Annotated in this window: 21 protein-coding genes; 12 read left to right on the top strand and 9 right to left on the bottom strand. The window is 59.6% G+C overall.

The annotated features are described in order from the left end of the window. Nucleotides 1-61 precede the first annotated feature (61 nt). Nucleotides 62-868 carry an MOSC domain-containing protein gene (locus M0746_RS06005; protein WP_258448483.1) on the bottom strand — a complete coding sequence of 269 codons (807 nt, stop codon included), beginning with the start codon at nt 866-868 and terminating at the stop codon, nt 62-64. Nucleotides 869-974: 106 nt separating this feature from the next. Then, nucleotides 975-1,910, bottom strand: coding sequence for a chemotaxis protein CheV (locus M0746_RS06000; RefSeq protein ID WP_090284879.1), 936 nt, complete (start codon nt 1,908-1,910; stop codon nt 975-977). 455 nt (nt 1,911-2,365) lie between these two features. Here M0746_RS06000 and M0746_RS05995 point away from each other — a divergent pair, with 455 nt between their 5' ends. From M0746_RS05995 to M0746_RS05985, 3 genes are all read left to right on the top strand, one after another. Further along, nucleotides 2,366-2,833, top strand: a complete 468-nt coding sequence (locus M0746_RS05995) for a hypothetical protein (RefSeq protein ID WP_258448482.1) — start codon at nt 2,366-2,368, stop codon at nt 2,831-2,833. Nucleotides 2,834-3,322: 489 nt separating this feature from the next. After that, nucleotides 3,323-4,216, top strand: coding sequence for a sensor histidine kinase (locus M0746_RS05990; protein WP_258451443.1), 894 nt, complete (start codon nt 3,323-3,325; stop codon nt 4,214-4,216). Further along, nucleotides 4,213-4,872, top strand: coding sequence for a response regulator (locus tag M0746_RS05985; protein WP_208940334.1), 660 nt, complete (start codon nt 4,213-4,215; stop codon nt 4,870-4,872). Before M0746_RS05990 ends, M0746_RS05985 begins: the two co-directional genes overlap by 4 nt. On the opposite strand, the gene yegS is transcribed toward M0746_RS05985, so the two are convergent. After that, nucleotides 4,856-5,773, bottom strand: a complete 918-nt coding sequence (gene yegS, locus M0746_RS05980; RefSeq protein WP_208940333.1) for a lipid kinase YegS — start codon at nt 5,771-5,773, stop codon at nt 4,856-4,858. The two genes, M0746_RS05985 and yegS, sit on opposite strands and share 17 nt — an antisense overlap. Nucleotides 5,774-6,089: 316 nt before the next feature. Between yegS and M0746_RS05975 the strand changes: the two genes are divergently transcribed. Continuing rightward, on the top strand, nt 6,090-6,398 hold the full coding sequence (locus tag M0746_RS05975) for a hypothetical protein (protein ID WP_208941066.1): 309 nt from the start codon (nt 6,090-6,092) through the stop codon (nt 6,396-6,398). A gap of 61 nt (nt 6,399-6,459) precedes the next feature. Here the strand turns inward: M0746_RS05975 and M0746_RS05970 are convergent, their stop codons facing one another. Further along, nucleotides 6,460-7,686, bottom strand: a complete 1,227-nt coding sequence (locus M0746_RS05970) for a molybdopterin molybdotransferase MoeA (RefSeq protein ID WP_258448481.1) — start codon at nt 7,684-7,686, stop codon at nt 6,460-6,462. Next, on the bottom strand, nt 7,670-8,209 hold the full coding sequence (gene moaB / locus M0746_RS05965; RefSeq protein WP_090284891.1) for a molybdenum cofactor biosynthesis protein B: 540 nt from the start codon (nt 8,207-8,209) through the stop codon (nt 7,670-7,672). The genes M0746_RS05970 and moaB overlap by 17 nt, the downstream gene beginning before the upstream one ends. 81 nt (nt 8,210-8,290) lie before the next feature. Between moaB and mobA the strand changes: the two genes are divergently transcribed. Next, nucleotides 8,291-8,893: a molybdenum cofactor guanylyltransferase MobA gene (mobA, locus tag M0746_RS05960; protein WP_208940330.1), complete on the top strand. Its 603-nt coding sequence runs from the start codon at nt 8,291-8,293 to the stop codon at nt 8,891-8,893. Nucleotides 8,894-8,971: 78 nt separating this feature from the next. Next, entirely contained in the window at nt 8,972-9,193 is a 222-nt protein-coding gene (locus tag M0746_RS05955; RefSeq protein WP_016770600.1) for a YgdI/YgdR family lipoprotein, read from the top strand. Nucleotides 9,194-9,268: 75 nt separating this feature from the next. On the opposite strand, the gene M0746_RS05950 is transcribed toward M0746_RS05955, so the two are convergent. The 3 genes from M0746_RS05950 to M0746_RS05940 all read right to left on the bottom strand — a co-directional run bounded on the left by M0746_RS05950 (nt 9,269) and on the right by M0746_RS05940 (nt 10,896). Beyond that, a complete protein-coding gene (locus tag M0746_RS05950; protein WP_258448480.1) occupies nt 9,269-10,159 on the bottom strand; it encodes a pseudouridine synthase in 891 nt (296 codons plus the stop codon). 71 nt (nt 10,160-10,230) lie between these two features. Continuing rightward, on the bottom strand, nt 10,231-10,548 hold the full coding sequence (locus M0746_RS05945; protein WP_003226726.1) for a transcriptional regulator: 318 nt from the start codon (nt 10,546-10,548) through the stop codon (nt 10,231-10,233). A gap of 111 nt (nt 10,549-10,659) precedes the next feature. After that, a complete protein-coding gene (locus tag M0746_RS05940) occupies nt 10,660-10,896 on the bottom strand; it encodes a glutaredoxin family protein (protein ID WP_208940328.1) in 237 nt (78 codons plus the stop codon). A 210-nt stretch (nt 10,897-11,106) separates the two neighbouring features. On the opposite strand from M0746_RS05940, the gene M0746_RS05935 reads away from it, so the two are divergent. Further along, on the top strand, nt 11,107-12,819 hold the full coding sequence (locus M0746_RS05935) for a cation:proton antiporter (RefSeq protein ID WP_258448479.1): 1,713 nt from the start codon (nt 11,107-11,109) through the stop codon (nt 12,817-12,819). Here M0746_RS05935 and M0746_RS05930 read toward each other — a convergent pair. Next, on the bottom strand, nt 12,816-14,024 hold the full coding sequence (locus M0746_RS05930) for an ammonium transporter (protein WP_208940326.1): 1,209 nt from the start codon (nt 14,022-14,024) through the stop codon (nt 12,816-12,818). The genes M0746_RS05935 and M0746_RS05930 overlap by 4 nt on opposite strands. Before the next feature lie 305 nt (nt 14,025-14,329). On the opposite strand from M0746_RS05930, the gene M0746_RS05925 reads away from it, so the two are divergent. From M0746_RS05925 to M0746_RS05905, 5 genes are all read left to right on the top strand, one after another. Continuing rightward, nucleotides 14,330-14,644: a DUF883 family protein gene (locus M0746_RS05925; RefSeq protein ID WP_090284903.1), complete on the top strand. Its 315-nt coding sequence runs from the start codon at nt 14,330-14,332 to the stop codon at nt 14,642-14,644. 2 nt (nt 14,645-14,646) lie between these two features. Next, nucleotides 14,647-15,033 carry a phage holin family protein gene (locus M0746_RS05920; RefSeq protein ID WP_016985474.1) on the top strand — a complete coding sequence of 129 codons (387 nt, stop codon included), beginning with the start codon at nt 14,647-14,649 and terminating at the stop codon, nt 15,031-15,033. Continuing rightward, nucleotides 15,030-15,368, top strand: coding sequence for a hypothetical protein (locus M0746_RS05915; protein ID WP_090284907.1), 339 nt, complete (start codon nt 15,030-15,032; stop codon nt 15,366-15,368). The genes M0746_RS05920 and M0746_RS05915 overlap by 4 nt, the downstream gene beginning before the upstream one ends. A gap of 119 nt (nt 15,369-15,487) precedes the next feature. Then, the gene (locus M0746_RS05910) at nt 15,488-16,651 is read left to right on the top strand and encodes an EAL domain-containing protein (protein ID WP_208940324.1); all 1,164 of its coding nucleotides are present in this window, start codon (nt 15,488-15,490) and stop codon (nt 16,649-16,651) included. 76 nt (nt 16,652-16,727) lie between these two features. Then, the gene (locus tag M0746_RS05905) at nt 16,728-18,056 is read left to right on the top strand and encodes a deoxyguanosinetriphosphate triphosphohydrolase (RefSeq protein ID WP_208940323.1); all 1,329 of its coding nucleotides are present in this window, start codon (nt 16,728-16,730) and stop codon (nt 18,054-18,056) included. Nucleotides 18,057-18,720 lie beyond the last annotated feature (664 nt).

Here is an 18,720-nt window from a genome sequence, read left to right as displayed (position 1 = left end):
TCAATCCAGCGCAAAAAAATGCCCGCGTTTAAAACGCGGGCATTTTTATTTGCGTGCAGATTTATTCGAGAATTTCCACCGGCATCCCGACTTCGAGGCAACCGTTACTGTCATTGACCAGGTTCTGCCCGAACATCGCACCATCGGCCGTGGCCCGATGCTTTTGCAGGGTGGCGAACGGCTCGCGATCGGCACTGCGCTCGCCGGTTTGCGGGTCGACGGTGGTCATGATGCAGCGCGAGCACGGCTTGACCACGCGAAACTCGATATCGCCGACGCGAATACGCTTCCAGCCATCTTCAGCGTAAGCCGCGCTGCCTTCGATCACCAGATTCGGGCGAAAGCGCAGCATCTCCAGCGAGCGCCCGACCTTGCCGGAAAGGTCCTGTAGCGAAGCGTCGCCAATCAATAGCAACGGATAGCCGTCGGCGAAGGCGACTTGATCGTCGTCTTTGCCGAAACCCGATTGTGTCGCGCGCGCGCGATCCAGCGGCATGTACACCAGACGTGTCGGCTTGCCAAGAAAATCGCTGACGAAGCGCGCTGCTTCCTCGCCGGCGTCCGGCACACGCAAGGTGTCGCGCCAGATCGTTACGCCGCGCAATTCGGCCTCTTCAGCAGGCAAGGCGACTTCGATCATCCCCTGTTCCGGGGCAGCAAGGTTCAAGCCACCCGCTGCATTCCCCAACGCCGAGAGCTGGCTCATCCGCGCTTCGGCACGCTGGGTCAGGAATCGCCCGCTGGCCTCGTCCACCAGCATCCAGCGTCGGTCGCCCGCCAATCCCAGCTTGTCCAGTTCGGCGCTTTGCAGCACTTCGCCCTTGCCGGATTTCAACGGGTAACGATAAAGCGCGCTCAGACGCAGCATGGCCAGCTCCTTGTGGTGGAAGCCGCCACCCTATACGAGCTTGAATACGGAATCAAAGGGCAACCACTGCAGGAGCGAGCGGGCTCGCTCCCCAGCGCAATGACGGTCAGGCCGGGACTTCGTCGAGCATCAAACGCTGACGCACCACGTCGACCAGTTTGTCCGGCTGGAATTTGGACAGGAAGTTGTCGCAGCCGACCTTCTTCACCATCGAATCGTTGAAGCTGCCGGACAGCGAGGTGTGCAGCACCACGTACAGGCCACGCAGACGCGGGTCGTTGCGAATTTCGGTGGTCAGACGGTAGCCGTCCATTTCCGGCATTTCCGCGTCGGTGAAGATCATCAGCAGTTTGTCGGTCATGTGCACGCCGGTATCGGCCCAGGCCTTGAGCATGTTCAGTGCCTTGAGGCCGTCGCTGGCAATGTGCATTTTCACCCCGAGCTGGCCGAGGGTGTCGCGCAGCTGCGACAGCGCCACGTTGGAGTCGTCGACCAGCAGCACTTCTCGGCCACGGGCGCGTTCCAGCACCGGATCGTCAAGCTTGTCGCGCGAGACCTTGGCGTTGTACGGGACGATTTCGGCGAGGACTTTTTCCACGTCGATGATTTCCACCAACTGATCGTCGACCTTGCTGATGGCTGTCAGATAGTGCTGGCGACCGGCGCTGGTCGGTGGCGGCAGAATGGCTTCCCAGTTCATGTTGACGATGCGATCGACACCGCCCACCAGGAAGGCCTGCACCGAACGGTTATATTCGGTGACGATGATCGTGCTGTTCGGCCCTGGCACCAAGGGGCGCATGCCGATCGCCTGGGACAGGTCGATCACCGGCAGGGTCTGGCCGCGCAGGTTGACCACACCGCAGACAAACGGGTGACGCTGCGGCATCAGCGTCAGCTTCGGCAGTTGCAGCACTTCCTGAACCTTGAACACGTTGATCGCAAACAACTGCCGCCCGGCCAGTCGAAACATGAGAATTTCCAGGCGATTCTCACCCACCAGTTGCGTGCGTTGGTCTACCGTGTCGAGAATGCCGGCCATCAATGACTCCTGGGCTTGTTCTGATGAATTCACTTATGTGAGGTTATCGGCTGCACATGGCGCTTCTTGATTGCCATAAAGAGCCCGTTAAAAATGCCATGAACAGCCATTGATGTCACATTAACATCATGCTTTACTGGCGCAGTGATTTTCATCTGCTACTTTTATCTGCGGCGCGACCTCGGTTTGCGTCATAGGTTCCCGCACCTAAGGGATTCCCCTAGGGACAATCAGGCCCAACCTGATATTCGCAGTATCCAATAGCCATTAATGTGACGCCATTCTCATTGCATGAACGGAGTCAGGCTATTGTGTGCGATCGCAGTTCAGTGGCAACAAACCCTCTGGAAACTCCCAGTCTGTGCACTTGCACGGCCGGGCGCGATCTGCCGACGGTTCATGATCGTCGCCACACACGGCATTCCTTCATCAGACATGACGTTGTGGAGATAAGCATGCCAATCGACCGCAAAGACTGGGTACAACGCTTTCCCGAATTTCTTGTCGAGGCTGAGACACTCTTGGCGAAGTCCGAGGAATGCCTGAGCCATCTGCAATTGATCAGCAATGACAAGGACGCCATCGAGTGCATGCTCAGTACCTTGCTCAAGCTTGCGCGCAGGGCGGAAGCTCTGGCGTTGGAGTCGATCTCAGAATTTTCCCTGCACATCCACAGCCTGCTTGACCTCAATCATGCTCGTGTCGACCTCAATGATCAGGCTCTGCAAGCCTTGCAGGACTGTTTCACCCTGATGGCCTGGCAGCTTGAGCTGGTTGATCAGAAGACCGGACAATTGAGTCTGGATGAAAGCGAGCAGGCTTCGCTGATCGAAGCGCTGGCGTTTCAGGTCGGTCAAAGCCCGATTCAGTCGCCGCTGACAAGCAAACGTTTGCCGCAAATGCCTTACTCGGGCCAGGCCTGACTCATCGCCGTGGCGCAGTGAGCGTTACCGGACACACGAGTCTATTGTCGTAATTGAATAGTCCATACCTGTCAGCGACAAAACGATATAAATAATCAGCATTGATCGCCCGCCCTTTTTCCTGTCGGCCTCAGGGTTTGCCTGTGTCTCGGGAAGCACAACTTCGGGCACCGCCGGCCTTCTTTCAAATCCAGTCAAAACCGACTTTTGTTGCTTTGGAACTGACGTGCAAACTATGTATTTCCTGACTGAATGGACATATATAGCAAGCGCGACCAACGGTATCTTAAGTGGTATTATGTCGCCCGTTAGTTGTTCTCGAATTAATGGCACGGTGCTTTCAGTCGATGGTTATCCGCTGAAGCTCATAAACAACAGGGGCTCCAGGCCATGTTGAAAGCGTTGCCATATTTGACAGTATTTTCAGACAGAGACCCGCCAGGCTCCGGCCGGTCTGCCCGCAGCGAACATTCATTGGCTCCATCCGTTATGTACGCCAGTCTCAAGTCAATTACCCAATGGCCACCCTCGCGGGAGAACGCGCGTCGGTTCACGCTGGTCCTGTCTGTTGCGGCGACACTGGGCAGTGTATTGACCTATGTTTTTTCAGCCTCTTTCAGTGTAGGTCTGCTGCTCTTGCAAATTGCCGCTACGGCCTGTGTCTGGGTGCAATATCGGTTGTCGCGCAAATCGATCAAGTTTCAGCCGCAGGAACTCGCCGACCGTCTGCTGCAAGTCCAGGAAAACGAGCGCCACCGCCTCAGCCGCGAACTGCACGACGATATCGGCCAGTTGCTGACCGCGGCGAAACTGCAGAGCGAGTGGCTCAAACGCCGCCTGCCGCCCGACTCGCAGGAACAATGTACGGTGTTGTGCGACACCCTCGAAGAAACCCTGAACAAAGTGCGCGACGTATCGGCCATTCTCAATCCGCGCCAGTTGATCAGTCTGGGACTCGAGGCCAGCTTGCGTGCACATCTGCTCAAGACCCTGGCCAACACCAGCGTGCAATGGAGCCTCGATTGCCAGCAACGGCTCAATGGCATCCCGGAAGAAATGGCAGTCGCCGCCTTTCGCATTACCCAGGAAGCGGTTACCAATATTCTTCGTCACGCCCAGGCGAAAAATCTGGTGGTACGCTTGCAGCGCCTGCCTGAAGGCCTGACATTGTTGATCAGTGATGATGGCGCGGGATTTTTCCCGGCAGCCAATCCGGGTCGTGAAGGACAGCGCGGCATGGCCGGGATGGCCGAACGAATCGAGCAACTGGGTGGCACCCTGAGCGTCGTCAGCGAGCCGGGCAAAGGCACCCAGATCGAAGCACTTTTCCCGTGGGCGCCGCGCGCACTCGAACGGGCCAGTACGAATAAGGTTATGCGTTGACTTGCAACTTACTTCTGGTGGATGACCACTCGCTGATCAGGGCCGGCGTGCGCGCTCTGGTACTGGATATTCCTGGTTATGCGGTGATTGGCGAAGCCAATGATGGTTCGCAATTGCTCGAGATGGTCGAGCAACTGAACCCCGACATCGTGTTGCTGGATATCTCCATGAAAGAAACCGGCGGCCTGGAAGCGCTGCAACGCCTCAAGCGCGTACGACCGCAGAGCAAGGTGCTGATCCTGTCGATGCACACCGATCCGGCGCTGATCATGCAGGCGCTGGAGTCTGGCGCCCACGGTTACCTGCTCAAGGACACCACCGCTACCGAGCTCGAACATGCCCTGGAAGCCTTGCGCAACAACGAGCGCTACTTGAGCCCGGCCATCGCCCATACCGTGATCAATCAGGCGCTGACCCGTAATCAGAACCAGCAGCCGGACATTGCCGACTCACACAACCTGACGGCGCGCCAGCTGGAAATCCTGCGATTGATCGTGCGCGGCAAGTCCACGCGTGAAATCGCCAATGGCCTGGGCTTGAGCATCAAAACGGTCGAAACCCACCGCTCACAGATCATGAAGCGTCTGCAGATCTTCGACGTGGCGGGCCTCGTGCTGTTCGCCGTGCGCGAACAGATCATCAGCCTTGACGACTGATCGCTTCAGTACTGCTCAACAAGGGTGAATGCTCCGGCAAATGCACGCGCAATGCCGCCGGACGCACTTCAAAGCGCAGGCTGTTGCACTCCAGCGGTTCGCCGTCGAGATTCATGCAAAGCCCCTCGGCCACTTTGATTTCAACCCACGGCAAACGGGTTCGCACAAACAGATTGTCGAGACCGAAACCCTCGCTCAGCAGCGATTTCAATGTGCCTACCAACTCCTGTGGGGCCGGCAGAATGCTGATATCGAGCAGTCCATCGTCGGCCAACGCCTGCGGGCACAGCACGTGTCCGCCGCCAGCCTGACGACCATTGCCGATACCCAGCGCCAACAGTTCGCCGCTCCAGTGAAAGTCCGGCCCCTGCAGTTCGCCATAGGCGGCATGCAACTCGCTGAAGCGCGATAGCCCGGTGAACAGATAAGCCGCGCCGCCAAGGACTTTCTTCAAATCTTCAGACGTGTTGGCCGTAACCTGACTGCCGAAACCGCCGGTGGCCATGTTGAGAAAGATCTGCCCGCCAACCTCGCCGACGTCGATGTCGTGCGGCGGCACATCGAGCAGTTCCAGTGCTTCGGCAGGCTCCAGCGGCACCCCGGCGGCGCGGGAAAAATCGTTGGCCGTGCCCAAGGGCAAAAGCACCAGGCTGGCTTTGCCCGGCTGCGCCGCGAGCGCTTCGGCAATGTCGCGCAGGGTGCCATCGCCTCCGCCGGCGATGATCGTCGGGTAGCCCTGCGCCAACGCCTCATTCACCCAGCGCTGAGCGTCCCCGGCTTCCCAGGTCAGGCGCACGGCCAGCTCCCAGCCTTGCTTGCGCTTGTCCTCGACGGCGGTGCGAACCGCCTCGTTGAGGGCCTGCTTGCCATGCAGAATCAACAGCGCCCGGCGCTCACTCATCACGTCACTCCCCATAATCGAATCGATTGAAACATCTTGACCACTGCGGCAGGCAAAAAAGCCCCGCCACCCTCAATAAATTCTGCGTTGCGCGCCAGCCGTCCTACAAGGCAGTACTTTTTCTTACAAAACATGCGGAATCGGCTTAATTGACCCCCTTCGAGCATTCGGTCACCGTGTGCAGGCGGTATCAATCTTCAATTTCAAATACACAAGGATGTGCATGTAATGAGTGGATACACCCTCAGTGCTTCTGTCAGTCGGGGAGCCGGAAAACCTTGCAAGCGAATATTTGAAACAGCCGGTGGATGCTTCCATGCCAAGCCATGAAGCGCGAATGCCATTGAGTCCAGTAGGCCCTCTCGGTGAAAGTCGTACAAATCAAAAGTCGGACTTTAAAAACAGCGCCAGAACGGCTGGAGAAGTTGAAATGGAACCTCGTGTTACCGAGCTTGAAACCCATCTCAAATACCTTCGTCGGGACATGGACGAAGTCCGCAGTGATGTCAGGACGATCAAACACCGGCTCGCCTATTCGGCCGGTGCGATGGCGGTGGTGCTGGGGCTTTTGGGCTGGGTGGCCAACAGCCGGTTCGACCAGCTCGTTACCCTGATGAGCCATTGATGGCTTGAGTCATTGCAGGCGCCGCCTGAGTCAGCCGACGCCTGCCTTCGCAAGACCGCGATCAGCCCAGCAGTTCACTCAGCGGGATGAACGCCACCTCCTCACCTTCGTTCAATGTGCGGCCTTCAGGTATTTCCACCAGACCATCCGCCCACACCGCGCTACGCAGGACCCCAGAGCTCTGGTTGCGGTATACAGTCGCCCGTCCCTTCTCGAGTCTTCCGCGCAGATACTCACGTCGATTGCCTGCCACAGGCCAGGCAAAACCGGCTGGCACAGTGATTTTCAACGGTTCGACGTCACGCACACCCTGGCGTCGTAACAGATAGGGGCGGGTCAGCAGCGCAAAGGTCACCAGGGTTGAGGCGGGATTTCCCGGCAAACCGATGACCGGTACATTGCGAAAGTGACCACAGGTCAGTGGTTTGCCTGGCTTGATCGCCAGCTTCCACAGCGCCAGTTCGCCCTCCTCGCGCAGGGCGATGCCAAGAAAATCCGCTTCACCCACCGACACCCCGCCAGTGGAAAGAATCAGATCGACACTCTGCAACTCACCAAGCCGGGCGCGAGTGGTGGCGAGATCGTCGGGAAGAATGCCGGCATCAATCACTTCGCAGCCAAGCCGTTGCAGCCAGCTGCACAGCAAGACGCGGTTGCTGTTATAGATTTGCCCCGGTCCCAGCGCCTGACCCGGTTCAACCAGTTCGTCGCCCGTAGAAATCACCGCCACGCGAACCTTGCGCACCACCTTCAGCCCGGCACAGCCCAGCGATGCAGCAAGCCCCTGCTCGATTGGACCGAGCCTCGTTCCGGCCGGCAGAACCAGCTCACCGATAGTGGTTTCCTGCCCTTGCGGCCGAATGTTCTGCCCTGCCTTCATCGGCTCAAGGAAGCGCACTTTACCGTCGGCCTCGACGTCAGCGTTCTCTTGCATCTCCACGCAGTCCGCGCCCGCCGGCACGGGCGCACCGGTGAAAATGCGTGCACAGGTACCCGGCACCAAGGGTTCGGGAGACTGCCCGGCAAACACCTTTTGACTGACCGGCAGCGGTTGGCCATTCCAATCGCCGAGGTTGAGTGCATAACCGTCCATGGCAGAGTTCGGCCAGGGCGGCAGATCCAGCGTGGAAAACAGGTCCTCTCTCAACACTCGCCCTTGAACCTGCGCCAACGGCAGGCTCTCATACTCAACAATCGGTGAGGCCTCAGCCATTTCCAGCAGTCGAGCCAGTGCCACCTCGACCGGCATCAAGGCCCCGGTCTTGCCCGGCTTAGCCACGGGTTTCACACGGCGCCGCCTGCTTCAAATGCGTGACGAAATTGCACGGACGATGGCGGGCGTCCAACTGCTCACCGAGAATGCCGTCCCAACCGGTACGCACTGCATTGGTCGAACCCGGCAGGCAGCACACCAGCGTGCCATTGGCCAGACCGGCCAGCGCGCGCGATTGCACGGTCGAAGTGCCGATATCGGCTACCGAGATCTGCCGGAACAATTCGCCAAAGCCGTCGACCTGTTTGTCGAGCAGGCAGGCCACCGCTTCCGGGGTGCTGTCGCGACCGGTGAAACCAGTACCGCCGGTGATCAGCACCACCTGCACGACATCGTCGGCAATCCAGTTGGCGACTTGCGCGCGAATTTTGTAAAGATCATCTTTGAGCAGAACGCGTTGCGCCAGGTTATGACCCGCCGCCGTCAAGCGGTCGACGAAGACCTGGCCGGAAGTATCGGTTTCCAATGTTCGGGTATCACTGACAGTCAGCACCGCAATATTAAGCGGCACGAAAGGTACATCAGCCTTGGCTTTCATAGGCTCATCCAGTTGTAGGAGAAACAGCCCGGTGTTATATCACAGCGCCCCGTTTTTTCGCCGCCCCTGTGGAGGGATGCAATGACTATCAACACGCCACCGCCGCCCTGCTCGATCCTGCTGCTGGCAGGCGGACGCGGCCAGCGCATGGGTGGGCAGGACAAAGGATTGGTGCAATGGCTCGGCGAGCCGATGATCGCGCATCTGCAGCGCAAGGTCCGTGCGCTGACCGACGACCTGATTATTTCCTGCAACCGCAATCGCGAGCGCTACGCGGCTTTTGCCGATCAACTGGTCGCTGACGATGAAGGCGATTTCCCCGGGCCACTGGCCGGGATTCGCGCCGGCCTGAAAGCCGCGCGCCATACACACTTGCTGGTATTGCCCTGCGATGTTCCGCGCATTGACGCCGCATTGCTGCAGAGCATGCGCGAGACGGCGCAGCTGAATTCTGAAAAACCTTTAATGTTGCGCCATGGCGAACACTGGGAACCGTTGCTCTGCATGATCCCGCTGAGCCTTTCGGCGGCCTTCGAAGACGCCTGGAACGCCGGTGAACGCAGTCCCGGCCGGGTGATGCGCAGTCTCGGCGCGACGGCGTTGCAATGCCCGGACAACGACCCGCGTCTGGCCAACCTCAATACCCCCGAACTGTTAAACGCTTACAACACTGTGTCAGACTGACACCATTCAAGGAACTCTCACGCCTTGTATACGTCTCAAGCTCAGTAACCAAAAGAATTCCCATTCGGAGACACACTCATGACTCAACGGACCCTCGCCACTTTCATGCTCGCACTGGGCCTGGCCACCCTCGCCGGTTGCTCCTCGCCTACAGTGATCACCTTGAATGACGGTCGCGAAATCCAGGCCGTCGACACCCCGAAATACGATGACGATTCGGGCTTCTACGAGTTCCAGCAACTGGACGGCAAAGAGACCCGCATCAACAAGGATCAGGTGCGTACCGTTAAAGAACTGTAAGTTCTGGTCGACCGGATACAGAAAAGCCCGCATTGATTGCGGGCTTTTTTATGGGCGCTCGAAAGTGCCTGGGAGTCACCACTGCAGCGTGATCTGGCTTTCGAACTCACGCGCCTCTCCCGTCACAGGGTCAATGAATTTCAGCCCCTGCGCCAGCAGCTTCAGCGGGTTGGCGTAGTCATCCTCGACATCTTTCAATACCTGCGGATAAAACGGGTCATTGCAGATGCTCGCGCCCAATGCAGTCATGTGGACGCGCAGTTGATGTTTCTTGCCGGTGACCGGAAACAGCCCATAGCGCCACAAGTCGCCGTTCTTTTCTCGCACTTGCACCGCCGTTTCGGTATTGCTGACGCCCGGCCCTTCCTGCATGCGGAAGAACGGCTCGCCGTCGACCAGACGACTCTTGTGCACCAAGGGAAATTCCACATCCGGCAGCGCTGGGGCAATCGCTTCATAGCGCTTGTCGATCTGGCGCGTAGGGAACAACGACTGATAGGCCGAACGGGTCCGCGGATTGGCCGAGAAAATCACCAGCCCTGCGGTATGTCGATCAATACGGTGCAGCGGCACCAGATGAGGGTTGTCCAGGCGCCGGATCAGGCGGCGCAGTAACGTTTGTTCAACGTACTCCCCGGCCGGCGTCACCGGCAGAAAGTGCGGTTTGTCCGCCACGACCAGGTGTTCATCGGCATACAGTATCGTCTCGACCACCGGAATCGGCTTCTCGTCCGGCACTTCGCGAAAGTAATGGATGCGCAAACCTTCCCTGTACGCCAGGTTCACGTCGATCGGCTGACCGTTGCCATCCAGAACACGCCCTCGGGCAATCCGGTCCAGCCATTGCTCGCGGCCAATGGCACTGAAATGCTCACACAGACAATCGAGTACGGTCAGCCAATGACCTGGCGGCAGATAGAGTGTGCTCGCCTGGGTGTGGGCGGCAGAGAATGTTGGAGTGGACATATGGAAGTTCGGACCCTCAATGCGAAGTCGCATTATCCAGCACTGAGGGAAACCTAACTAGCGCAGAATACTTACGCCGGGATCGACTTGAGCGCTGCAGCCTCGGTGAACTCCTTGAGCCAGCGCAGCACGTCGACCGCCTCCCAGCGACCCGGATCGTACAAGGCATAAAGCAAGCCCTGATAGCCGACCACATCCAGCTGTTTGTGGTAACCGGCACGCTGAAACAGTGCCTCGATTTCGGCGAAACAGGTGTTGAAATGCAGTTTGTTGAAAGGCGTCTTGCCCTCCGTGACCAGCCCGTCCAGGCGCAATTCAAGAACCGCCTCGCGTACTACGTCAACCGACATCCGGTTCACGCTGTTCTTCAACTGTTCGACATTGACCACGGTTCATCCCTCTGACGCATTTACTGTATAGGCATACAGTAACCGAACAAACCGCAAAAAGCCAAGGGATGGAACCTGGTGGCGACCGGCGGAAAAGCCAGGGAATCCGGATCAACGCAGAAACGCGACAACCTCGTCCGCGCTGAACGGCCAGTCGAGTTCCTTCCCGGTATCGACCCGGCGCAGCACTGGGATTCTCAAACTGTAGGCCTCGTACCAGGTTTCATCTTCAGCAATATCGATCAGTTCAACCAGCAGCCCATGCTCGACGAAAGGCATGAGTTCGGCTTCAGCGACTTCACAGAGATGACACCCGAGAGTGCCGAACAGCTGACATTCAGGAGGCATGTGCGCTCAACCGCAAAATGAGTGGGGCTTTATTCTAGGCCGGTGCGCAAAAGCCGTCGAGCCAGCGCCGCCCAAAGGCTCCAGTGCCGTAACAGCGCAACGCTGGAAAAACCCTGACGCACATCAGTTCGCAGAAAAGCGCATTGCGCGATGCTTGCGGGCTTTTTGCTTCTACGCTTGAAAAGCCTGAAGCCGCCGCCGGAGTGTCCAGTGTTCGCCAATCTGCTGATCATCCTCGCCTCGTCACTCGTGGTGATTGCCCTGTTTCGACGTCTGCGATTGCCGCCGGTGCTGGGCTATTTGTGCGTCGGACTGCTGGTCGGGCCAAGCGCATTTGATTGGGTCAACGAGAGCGAGCACTTGCCGGACGTTGCCGAGTTGGGCGTGGTGTTTCTGTTGTTTTCGCTGGGTCTGGAGTTTTCCCTGTCGAAGATGATTGCCCTGCGTCAGGTGGTGTTTCGCCTTGGCAGCCAGCAGGTGCTGATCAGCACCGCGCTGCTCGGGCTGCTGTTGATGCTGCTGGGCATGCCGCTGACACCTGCGCTGCTGCTCGGCGCCGGGCTTTCGCTTTCATCGACAGCGATCGTCACCAAGGAGCTGGGTAGCCTGGGCGAAGTGTTCAGCAGCCATGGGCAGAACGCGGTGGGGGTGTTGCTGTTTCAGGATGTTGTTGCGGTATTGCTGCTGACGCTGGTCCCGGTGTTCGCCGGCAGCAGCGAGCAGGCCTGGTATTGGGCGCTGCCGTTGACGCTAGGCAAAACCGTGGTGCTGTTCGTCGGTCTGCTGCTGGCCAGTCGCTGGTTGCTGCCGCGACTGTTTCATGAAGTGGCGGCTTCGCGCTCGGCCGAGTTGTTTGTGCTGCTGGCGCTGGTGATCGTGCTATTGACTGCCTGGCTGACCCACCTGCTGGGCCTGTCCCCTGCCCTCGGCGCGTTTCTGGCCGGCATGTTGCTCGGTGAAAGCCACTACCGGCACCAGATCGAGGCCGATATCCGGCCCTTTCGCGACATCCTGCTCGGGGTGTTTTTCGTCAGCATCGGCATGCTGATTGATCTGCAATTGTTTCTCAGCCACAGCCTGGCGATCCTCGGCCTCACCGTCGGCTTGATGCTGATCAAGGGCGTCGTTGTGGCATTGCTGGTGAAATGGCGCGGCAGCGACAGCGAAACGGCATGGCGCAGCGGACTGGCGCTGGCCCAGGGCGGCGAGTTCTGCTTCGCATTGATGGCGCAGATGCAACAGAGCCGCATGCTGCCCGAGGGCTTGGGCGAACTGCTGCTGGCGGCAACGTTCTGCTCAATGCTGCTGACCCCGCTGTTGCTGCGTGCAGCGCCACGCATCGCCGCAGTTCTGCATCGCAAACCCAATCAGGAAGCGCAGATCGAGGAGATCAGCGCGCTCAATGCCGACCTCAACCAACACGTAGTGATTTGCGGCTACGGCCGTGTCGGCCAATCGATCGGGCGGTTCATGAGTAACGCCAAGCAACCTTACATCGCTCTGGACAATGACCCGGTGCGCGTACAGGAGGCCACTAATGGCGAAAGTGACGTCCATTACGGCGACTCGTCGCGCGGCGACCTGCTGACCGCCGTCGGCCTGCTGCGCGCACGACTCTTGGTGATTGCCGTGGATCAGAGCGAAGTCGCCCTGCGCATTCTCAAGGAGGCGCGAAGGCTGAACGGCCATGTGCCGATTCTGGTGCGCACCCGCGACGACAGCCAATGGGCCGATTTGAAAGCCGCCGGCGCCACCGAAGTGGTGCCGGAGCTTCTGGAGTCAAGCCTGATGCTCGCCTCTCACGCGTTGATCATGCTCGGATTGCCCGCGCATAAAGTGCAGGAACAGGTCGATCAGGTGCGCATCGACCGCTATCGCCTGCTGCATGGTTTTTATCCCGGTACCGACGATGCCGAGACTTAATCCTGGCTCACCGCGCCGATCTTGTGCAGCGACAGGTCGGCACCGTAATACTCTTGTTCCTGGCTCAGGCGCAGACCATGCAATGCCTTGATCACGCCGTACACGACGAAGCCGCCGAGCAGCGCCACCACGACGCCGAGCCCGGTGCCGATCAACTGGCTGAGCAGGCTGACACCGCCGATACCGCCGAGCGCGGTCTGGCCGAAAATCCCGCAGGCAATCCCGCCCCACACGCCGCACAAGCCGTGCAGTGGCCACACACCCAGCACATCGTCGATGCGCCACTTCACCTGAGCGGCGGTAAAACACCAGACAAACAGTGCGCCGGCGATCGCCCCGGTCAGCAGCGCGCCGACCGGATGCATCAGATCAGAACCGGCACAGATCGCCACCAACCCGGCCAGAGGGCCGTTGTGCAAAAATCCTGGGTCATTGCGTCCGACGATCAGCGCTGCCATCGTGCCGCCGACCATGGCCATCAGCGAGTTGACCGCCACCAGGCCACTGACGCCTTGCAGCGTCTGCGCGCTCATCACGTTGAAGCCAAACCAGCCGACAATCAGAATCCACGAGCCCAATGCCAGAAACGGGATGCTCGACGGTGCGAACGCCACCAGACGCCCATCGCGGTAGCGGCCATTGCGCGGCCCGAGCAGCAACACGGCCGCCAGCGCCAGCCAGCCACCCATGGCATGCACCACCACCGAGCCGGCGAAATCATGGAACGCGGCGCCGAACTGCACCGTCAGCCAGGCTTGCAGACCGTAATTACCGTTCCAGATCATGCCTTCGAAGAACGGATAAATGAATGCGACGATCAATGCCGTGGCGCACAATTGCGGCACGAAGCGCGCACGCTCGGCGATGCCGCCGGAAATGATCGCCGGGATCGCCGCGGCAAAGGTCAGCAGAAAGAAAAATTTCACCAGCCCGTAACCGTGATCAGCACTCAACACCGCTGCCGGCTGCATGAACGTCACACCGTAAGAGATCCAATAGCCTATAAAGAAATAGGCCAGCGTCGAGACGGCGAAATCACTGAGGATCTTCGCCAGTGCGTTGACCTGGTTTTTCTGCCGGACCGTTCCGACCTCCAGAAAGGCGAAACCGGCATGCATCGCCAGTACCATCACGGCACCGATCAGAATGAACAAGGTATTGGAACTGTGAACGAGCGTGTCCACAGCGCTTTGCAGATTTTCCATAAGCAGGCAGACCTAACGGCAGAAAAGGCACCAAAGCGGCTCATGCGCACATTTCATGCACCAAGTTGCAGCCAGGCAGGCACTGAACGGCATATTCAGCGAACTGCTTTGGCGCACCCGGTCGACGTGCTGACACGAACCGCGATCATTCGGGACAAGGTTTCCCGTGGCGTGCGCCCGGCAACAGCGCACAATGGCCGGGCGACGCACCACAACACAGCAATTGTCGTACCAGTCATTTCCACTGAACCTTCGCGCAAGGCTCATACTCGAACGCTTCAGACGTCACTACGGAGATCCACCCAATGGCCAGCATCAAGGCAAAGACTGCTCAAGACATCCTGATGAACGACTTCCAGACCCTGGTCGCCGACACCGAGCGCTTGCTCGAGCACACCGCCACCCTGGCCGGTGATCAGGCCGATGAGCTGCGTGCGCAGATCCACGACAGCCTGTTGCGTGCCCGCGAAACCCTGAAACTGACCGAAGACAGCCTGCGCGAACGCGGTCAGGCTGCGGTGACCGCCACCGAGGAATACGTGTCGGCCAACCCATGGCAGTCGGTCGGTATTGCGGCCGGCGTCGGCTTTCTGATTGGCCTGCTGGCCACTCGGCGCTGATCATGTCGATCGGTGAATCCGGCCCGACTGCGGGCACCGCCTCTTCCACGCGACGCCTGGGCGCCGCCGTTCTCGGTCTGCTGCACAGTCATGTCGAATTGTTCGGCATCGAATTGCAGGAACAGAAATCGCGCACCGTCAGCCTGCTGCTGTTCGCAGGGCTGGCCCTGGTCTTTGCCCTGTTGTTGCTGGTGGGGTTATCGACACTGGTGATGATCGTGTTCTGGGACACGTATCGTCTGGCCGCGATCATTGGTCTGTGCGTTTTTTATACCCTGGCCTCGATCTTCTGCGGACTGCGCCTCAAGGCGGCTATCTTCGATGAGTCCTCACCTTTCCACGGCACGCTCGAAGAGCTCGCCAACGACCGGGAGCGCCTGCTGCCATGAGCCATCCGCAATTGCCGCATAACAGCTCACGCCGGGAAATGCGCAAGGCGCTGATTCGTTTGCGCATGGAAATGCATCGCCAGGAAATCCGCCATGAGGCCGGGCAAGTGCTGCAACCGTTGCAACGCGTGCGTGGCATGACGCAGGGTCTGCACAGCGGTTTCGGCATCAAGCACGCGCCGTTATGGGGCGTGGCCGCCGTTACGCTGCTGGGTTTTCTCACCGGCAAAGGTGCGAAGAGCGGCGGCGCCGGTGGCGTCAGCCGCTTGATCCGGCTCGGCACTACGCTGGGGCCACTGATCAAACTGGTCATGCAGAGTTCGGCAAAACGCTGAAGTGATCCATCTGGCTACATTCTTGCACTGACGGCGGGATGAACCTGTTATCCGCAGGTTCAATCCCGCACGCCTATCCGGCCGGCGGGGTTCATCAAAACAAGAACCAAGGAGGCCCCGTGATCGACGGGCAACCGCTCGCCTGCTTTCAACCCTTCATCGATACCGCAACCGGACTGATTGCAGGCGTCGAAGCGCTGGGCCGCCTGCGCCAGGCCGACGGCCAACTGGCTTCGGTCGGGCCGTTGTTCGCCGATCCGCGGACGCCGGCGATTGCCCTGCGCCGCCTGGACCGACAGATCCGTGATAACGCTTTGAGTCGCCTGCACGAAGCTCCGCCGGACTGGTTTCTCAGCCTGAACATGTCACCGCGCTGGATCAGCCGCCTGCGTGCCGGGCAGGCATTGCCCAGCCTCCGGCAACTGGCGCGTCACGGTGTCGATCCGCAACGCATCGTCTTCGAAATTACCGAGTTGGGCGGCAATGACCAACGCCTGGCCGAGGTGGTCGCGCGTTATCGCGAGGCCGGTGCCAGAATCGCCATCGATGACTTCGGTGCCGGGTACTCACAGCTTGATCGGGTGCTGGCATTGCAACCGGACATTCTCAAACTCGACATGCGCCTGTTTCAGGCTGCGGCGCTGGGCGGGCCGAGCAGCGACGTGGTCAAGGCACTGGCGCAGATGGCCGAGAAGACCGGCTGCTGGATCATTGCCGAAGGCGTCGAGACCGAGGCGCAGCTCAATTTTGCCCTCGAGTGCGGCTCGCGTTATGTCCAGGGTTTTCTGTTTGCCCGAGCGCAAGAGGCGTTCTTCCCCACCGATGCATTTGTGCAGCGTTTCGCCGAACTGCGTCAGCGCTATGTGCGGCAGAAACTCGCCGAGCGCGGACGACTGATGCAGATGCGCCAGCAACTGACCGAACTGATGTCGATCCTGCAAGCCTGGGCGCAAGCCCACGCACCGTTGAGCGCGCTGCCAAAACTGGACGCCTTTCCTTGGCTGCTGCGGTTTTATCAATGCGATCGCCACGGTACGCAACTGACGCCCAATCTGGAATGGCGCCAGCAAGGTTGGGTCGCCGACAACCGTTATCTGGGCCACAACTGGTCGTGGCGGCCGTACTTCTATCACCTGCTCGCCGAGGGCTGGGAAGAACGCCGCTTGACCCTCTCCAGCACTTACCGCGATGCCACCAGCAATCAGTATTGCCTCACCGCCGGGCAGTTTTTCGACAACGGCGAGCGCTTGCTGCTGATCGACATCGACGCTGCCGGCCTGTAGTTCCGCTTGCAGGCGCGTGCACGAACCGGGAAGCTAGCGGCCAACATTCGAGTTTTCCTGACGGAGAGAAACAGCCTTGGATTGGCCCACCCTGCTCAACCGCGAACGTCTCGGCAAGCCGCTGCACAGCCCGCAAGAACTCGGCCGCAGCCCTTTTCACAAAGACCATGACCGAATTATCTTCTCCGGCGCCTTCCGCCGGCTCGGGCGCAAGACCCAAGTGCATCCGGTCACCAGCAACGACCACATTCACACGCGTCTGACCCACTCGCTGGAAGTCAGCTGCGTCGGCCGCTCGCTGGGCATGCGCGTCGGTGAAACCCTGCGCAGCGCGCTGCCCGAATGGTGCGACCCGGCTGACCTCGGCATGGTCGTGCAATCGGCGTGTCTGGCCCACGACATCGGCAACCCGCCGTTCGGCCATTCCGGTGAAGATGCCATCCGCCACTGGTTCCAGCAGGCGGCTGGGCGCGGCTGGCTCGACGGCATGAGCGACGCCGAACGCGGCGACTTCCTCAATTTCGAAGGCAATGCCCAGGGTTTTCGCGTTCTTACGCAACTGGAATACCACCAGTTCGACGGCGGCACCCGCTTGACCTACGCCACCCTCGGCACCTACCTCAAATACCCGTGGACCGCACGTCACGCCGACTCGCTGGGCTACAAGAAACACAAATTCGGCTGCTACCAGAGCGAACTGCCCCTGCTTGAGCAGATCGCCCACAAACTCGGCCTGCCGCAAATCGAAGATCAGCGCTGGGCACGCCACCCACTGGTGTACCTGATGGAAGCTGCCGACGACATCTGTTATGCGCTGATCGATCTTGAAGACGGCCTCGAAATGGAGCTGCTGGAATACGCCGAAGTCGAAGCGCTGCTGCTCGGCCTGGTCGGCGATGACCTGCCGGAAACCTATCGCCTGCTCGGCCCACAAGACTCGCGCCGACGCAAACTGGCGATCCTGCGCGGCAAAGCCATCGAGCACCTGACCAACGCCGCCGCACGCGCCTTCGTCGAACAACAGGACGCCCTCCTCGCCGGCACCCTGCACGGCGACCTGGTCGAACACATGCACGGCCCGGCCAAACGCTGCGTACTCAACGCCAAAGACATCGCGCGCAAGAAAATCTTCCAGGACAAACGCAAGACCTTGCACGAAATCGGCGCCTACACCACCCTGGAAATCCTCCTCAACTCGTTCTGCGGCGCCGCGCTGGAACAACACAACGGACGCACCCCGTCGTTCAAAAGCCGACGCATCCTCGACCTGCTCGGCAGCAACGCCCCCGACCCGCAAGGCTCGCTGCACACCTCGTTCCTGCGCATGATCGACTTCATCGCCGGCATGACCGACAGCTACGCCAGCGACATGGCACTGGAAATGACCGGACGGTCCAGTCACTGAGCCCCCGCGCATCGCGAAGATCAACAGCCCCTCACCCTAGCCCTCTCCCGGAGGGAGAGGGGACTGTCCGCGATGAATGTGGGAGATATGCCGACGTTCGATACCGAGTCGAACTCAAGTTCTGAATCCCCCACAGATCGGCTCCCTCTCCCTCGGGAGAGGGCTGGGGTGAGGGGCGAATCCACCACAAACTTCAAGTCGAACAACCGCTTTTCACCACTCAACAATGAGCGTCAGCTCGCGTGCTCTTGATCTTGCCTAACCAGCGACATCGGAAGGCTGAGCGCAGGGATTGATCCGGGCGTGGGAGCGCAGCGACCGTACGACGAAGTCGTACACAGCGCAAAGAGGTGCAGCGAAGCAAACCGTAGCCGCTGCGCCCGGATCGGCCCCGGAGCGAAGGAACCCGAGCCTGCGAGGGCCGAACGCAGGAGCAAAGCCTTTGGTTCCTTTTTGCTGGGCCGGCACTCCGGCGTTTGAAAAAGGGACTCGCCGTAAGGGCGAAACCGCCAGCAGCAACACCCGCAGCAACGGATATTCACCCAAATAAGAACCCAACACACCCGCAACTTTAAACAATAAAAAAACGCGTTCCCCGCCAACACTTACAACTCGAGAGAGCGAAACTAAAAGCCCATCCCGATCCTGCACTTCCTTACGCCAA

Source organism: Pseudomonas sp. S11P7, from assembly GCF_023195435.1.
Taxonomy (GTDB): Bacteria; Pseudomonadota; Gammaproteobacteria; order Pseudomonadales; family Pseudomonadaceae; genus Aquipseudomonas; species Aquipseudomonas fluorescens_G.
This window is presented reverse-complemented; position numbering and strand designations above follow the sequence as displayed.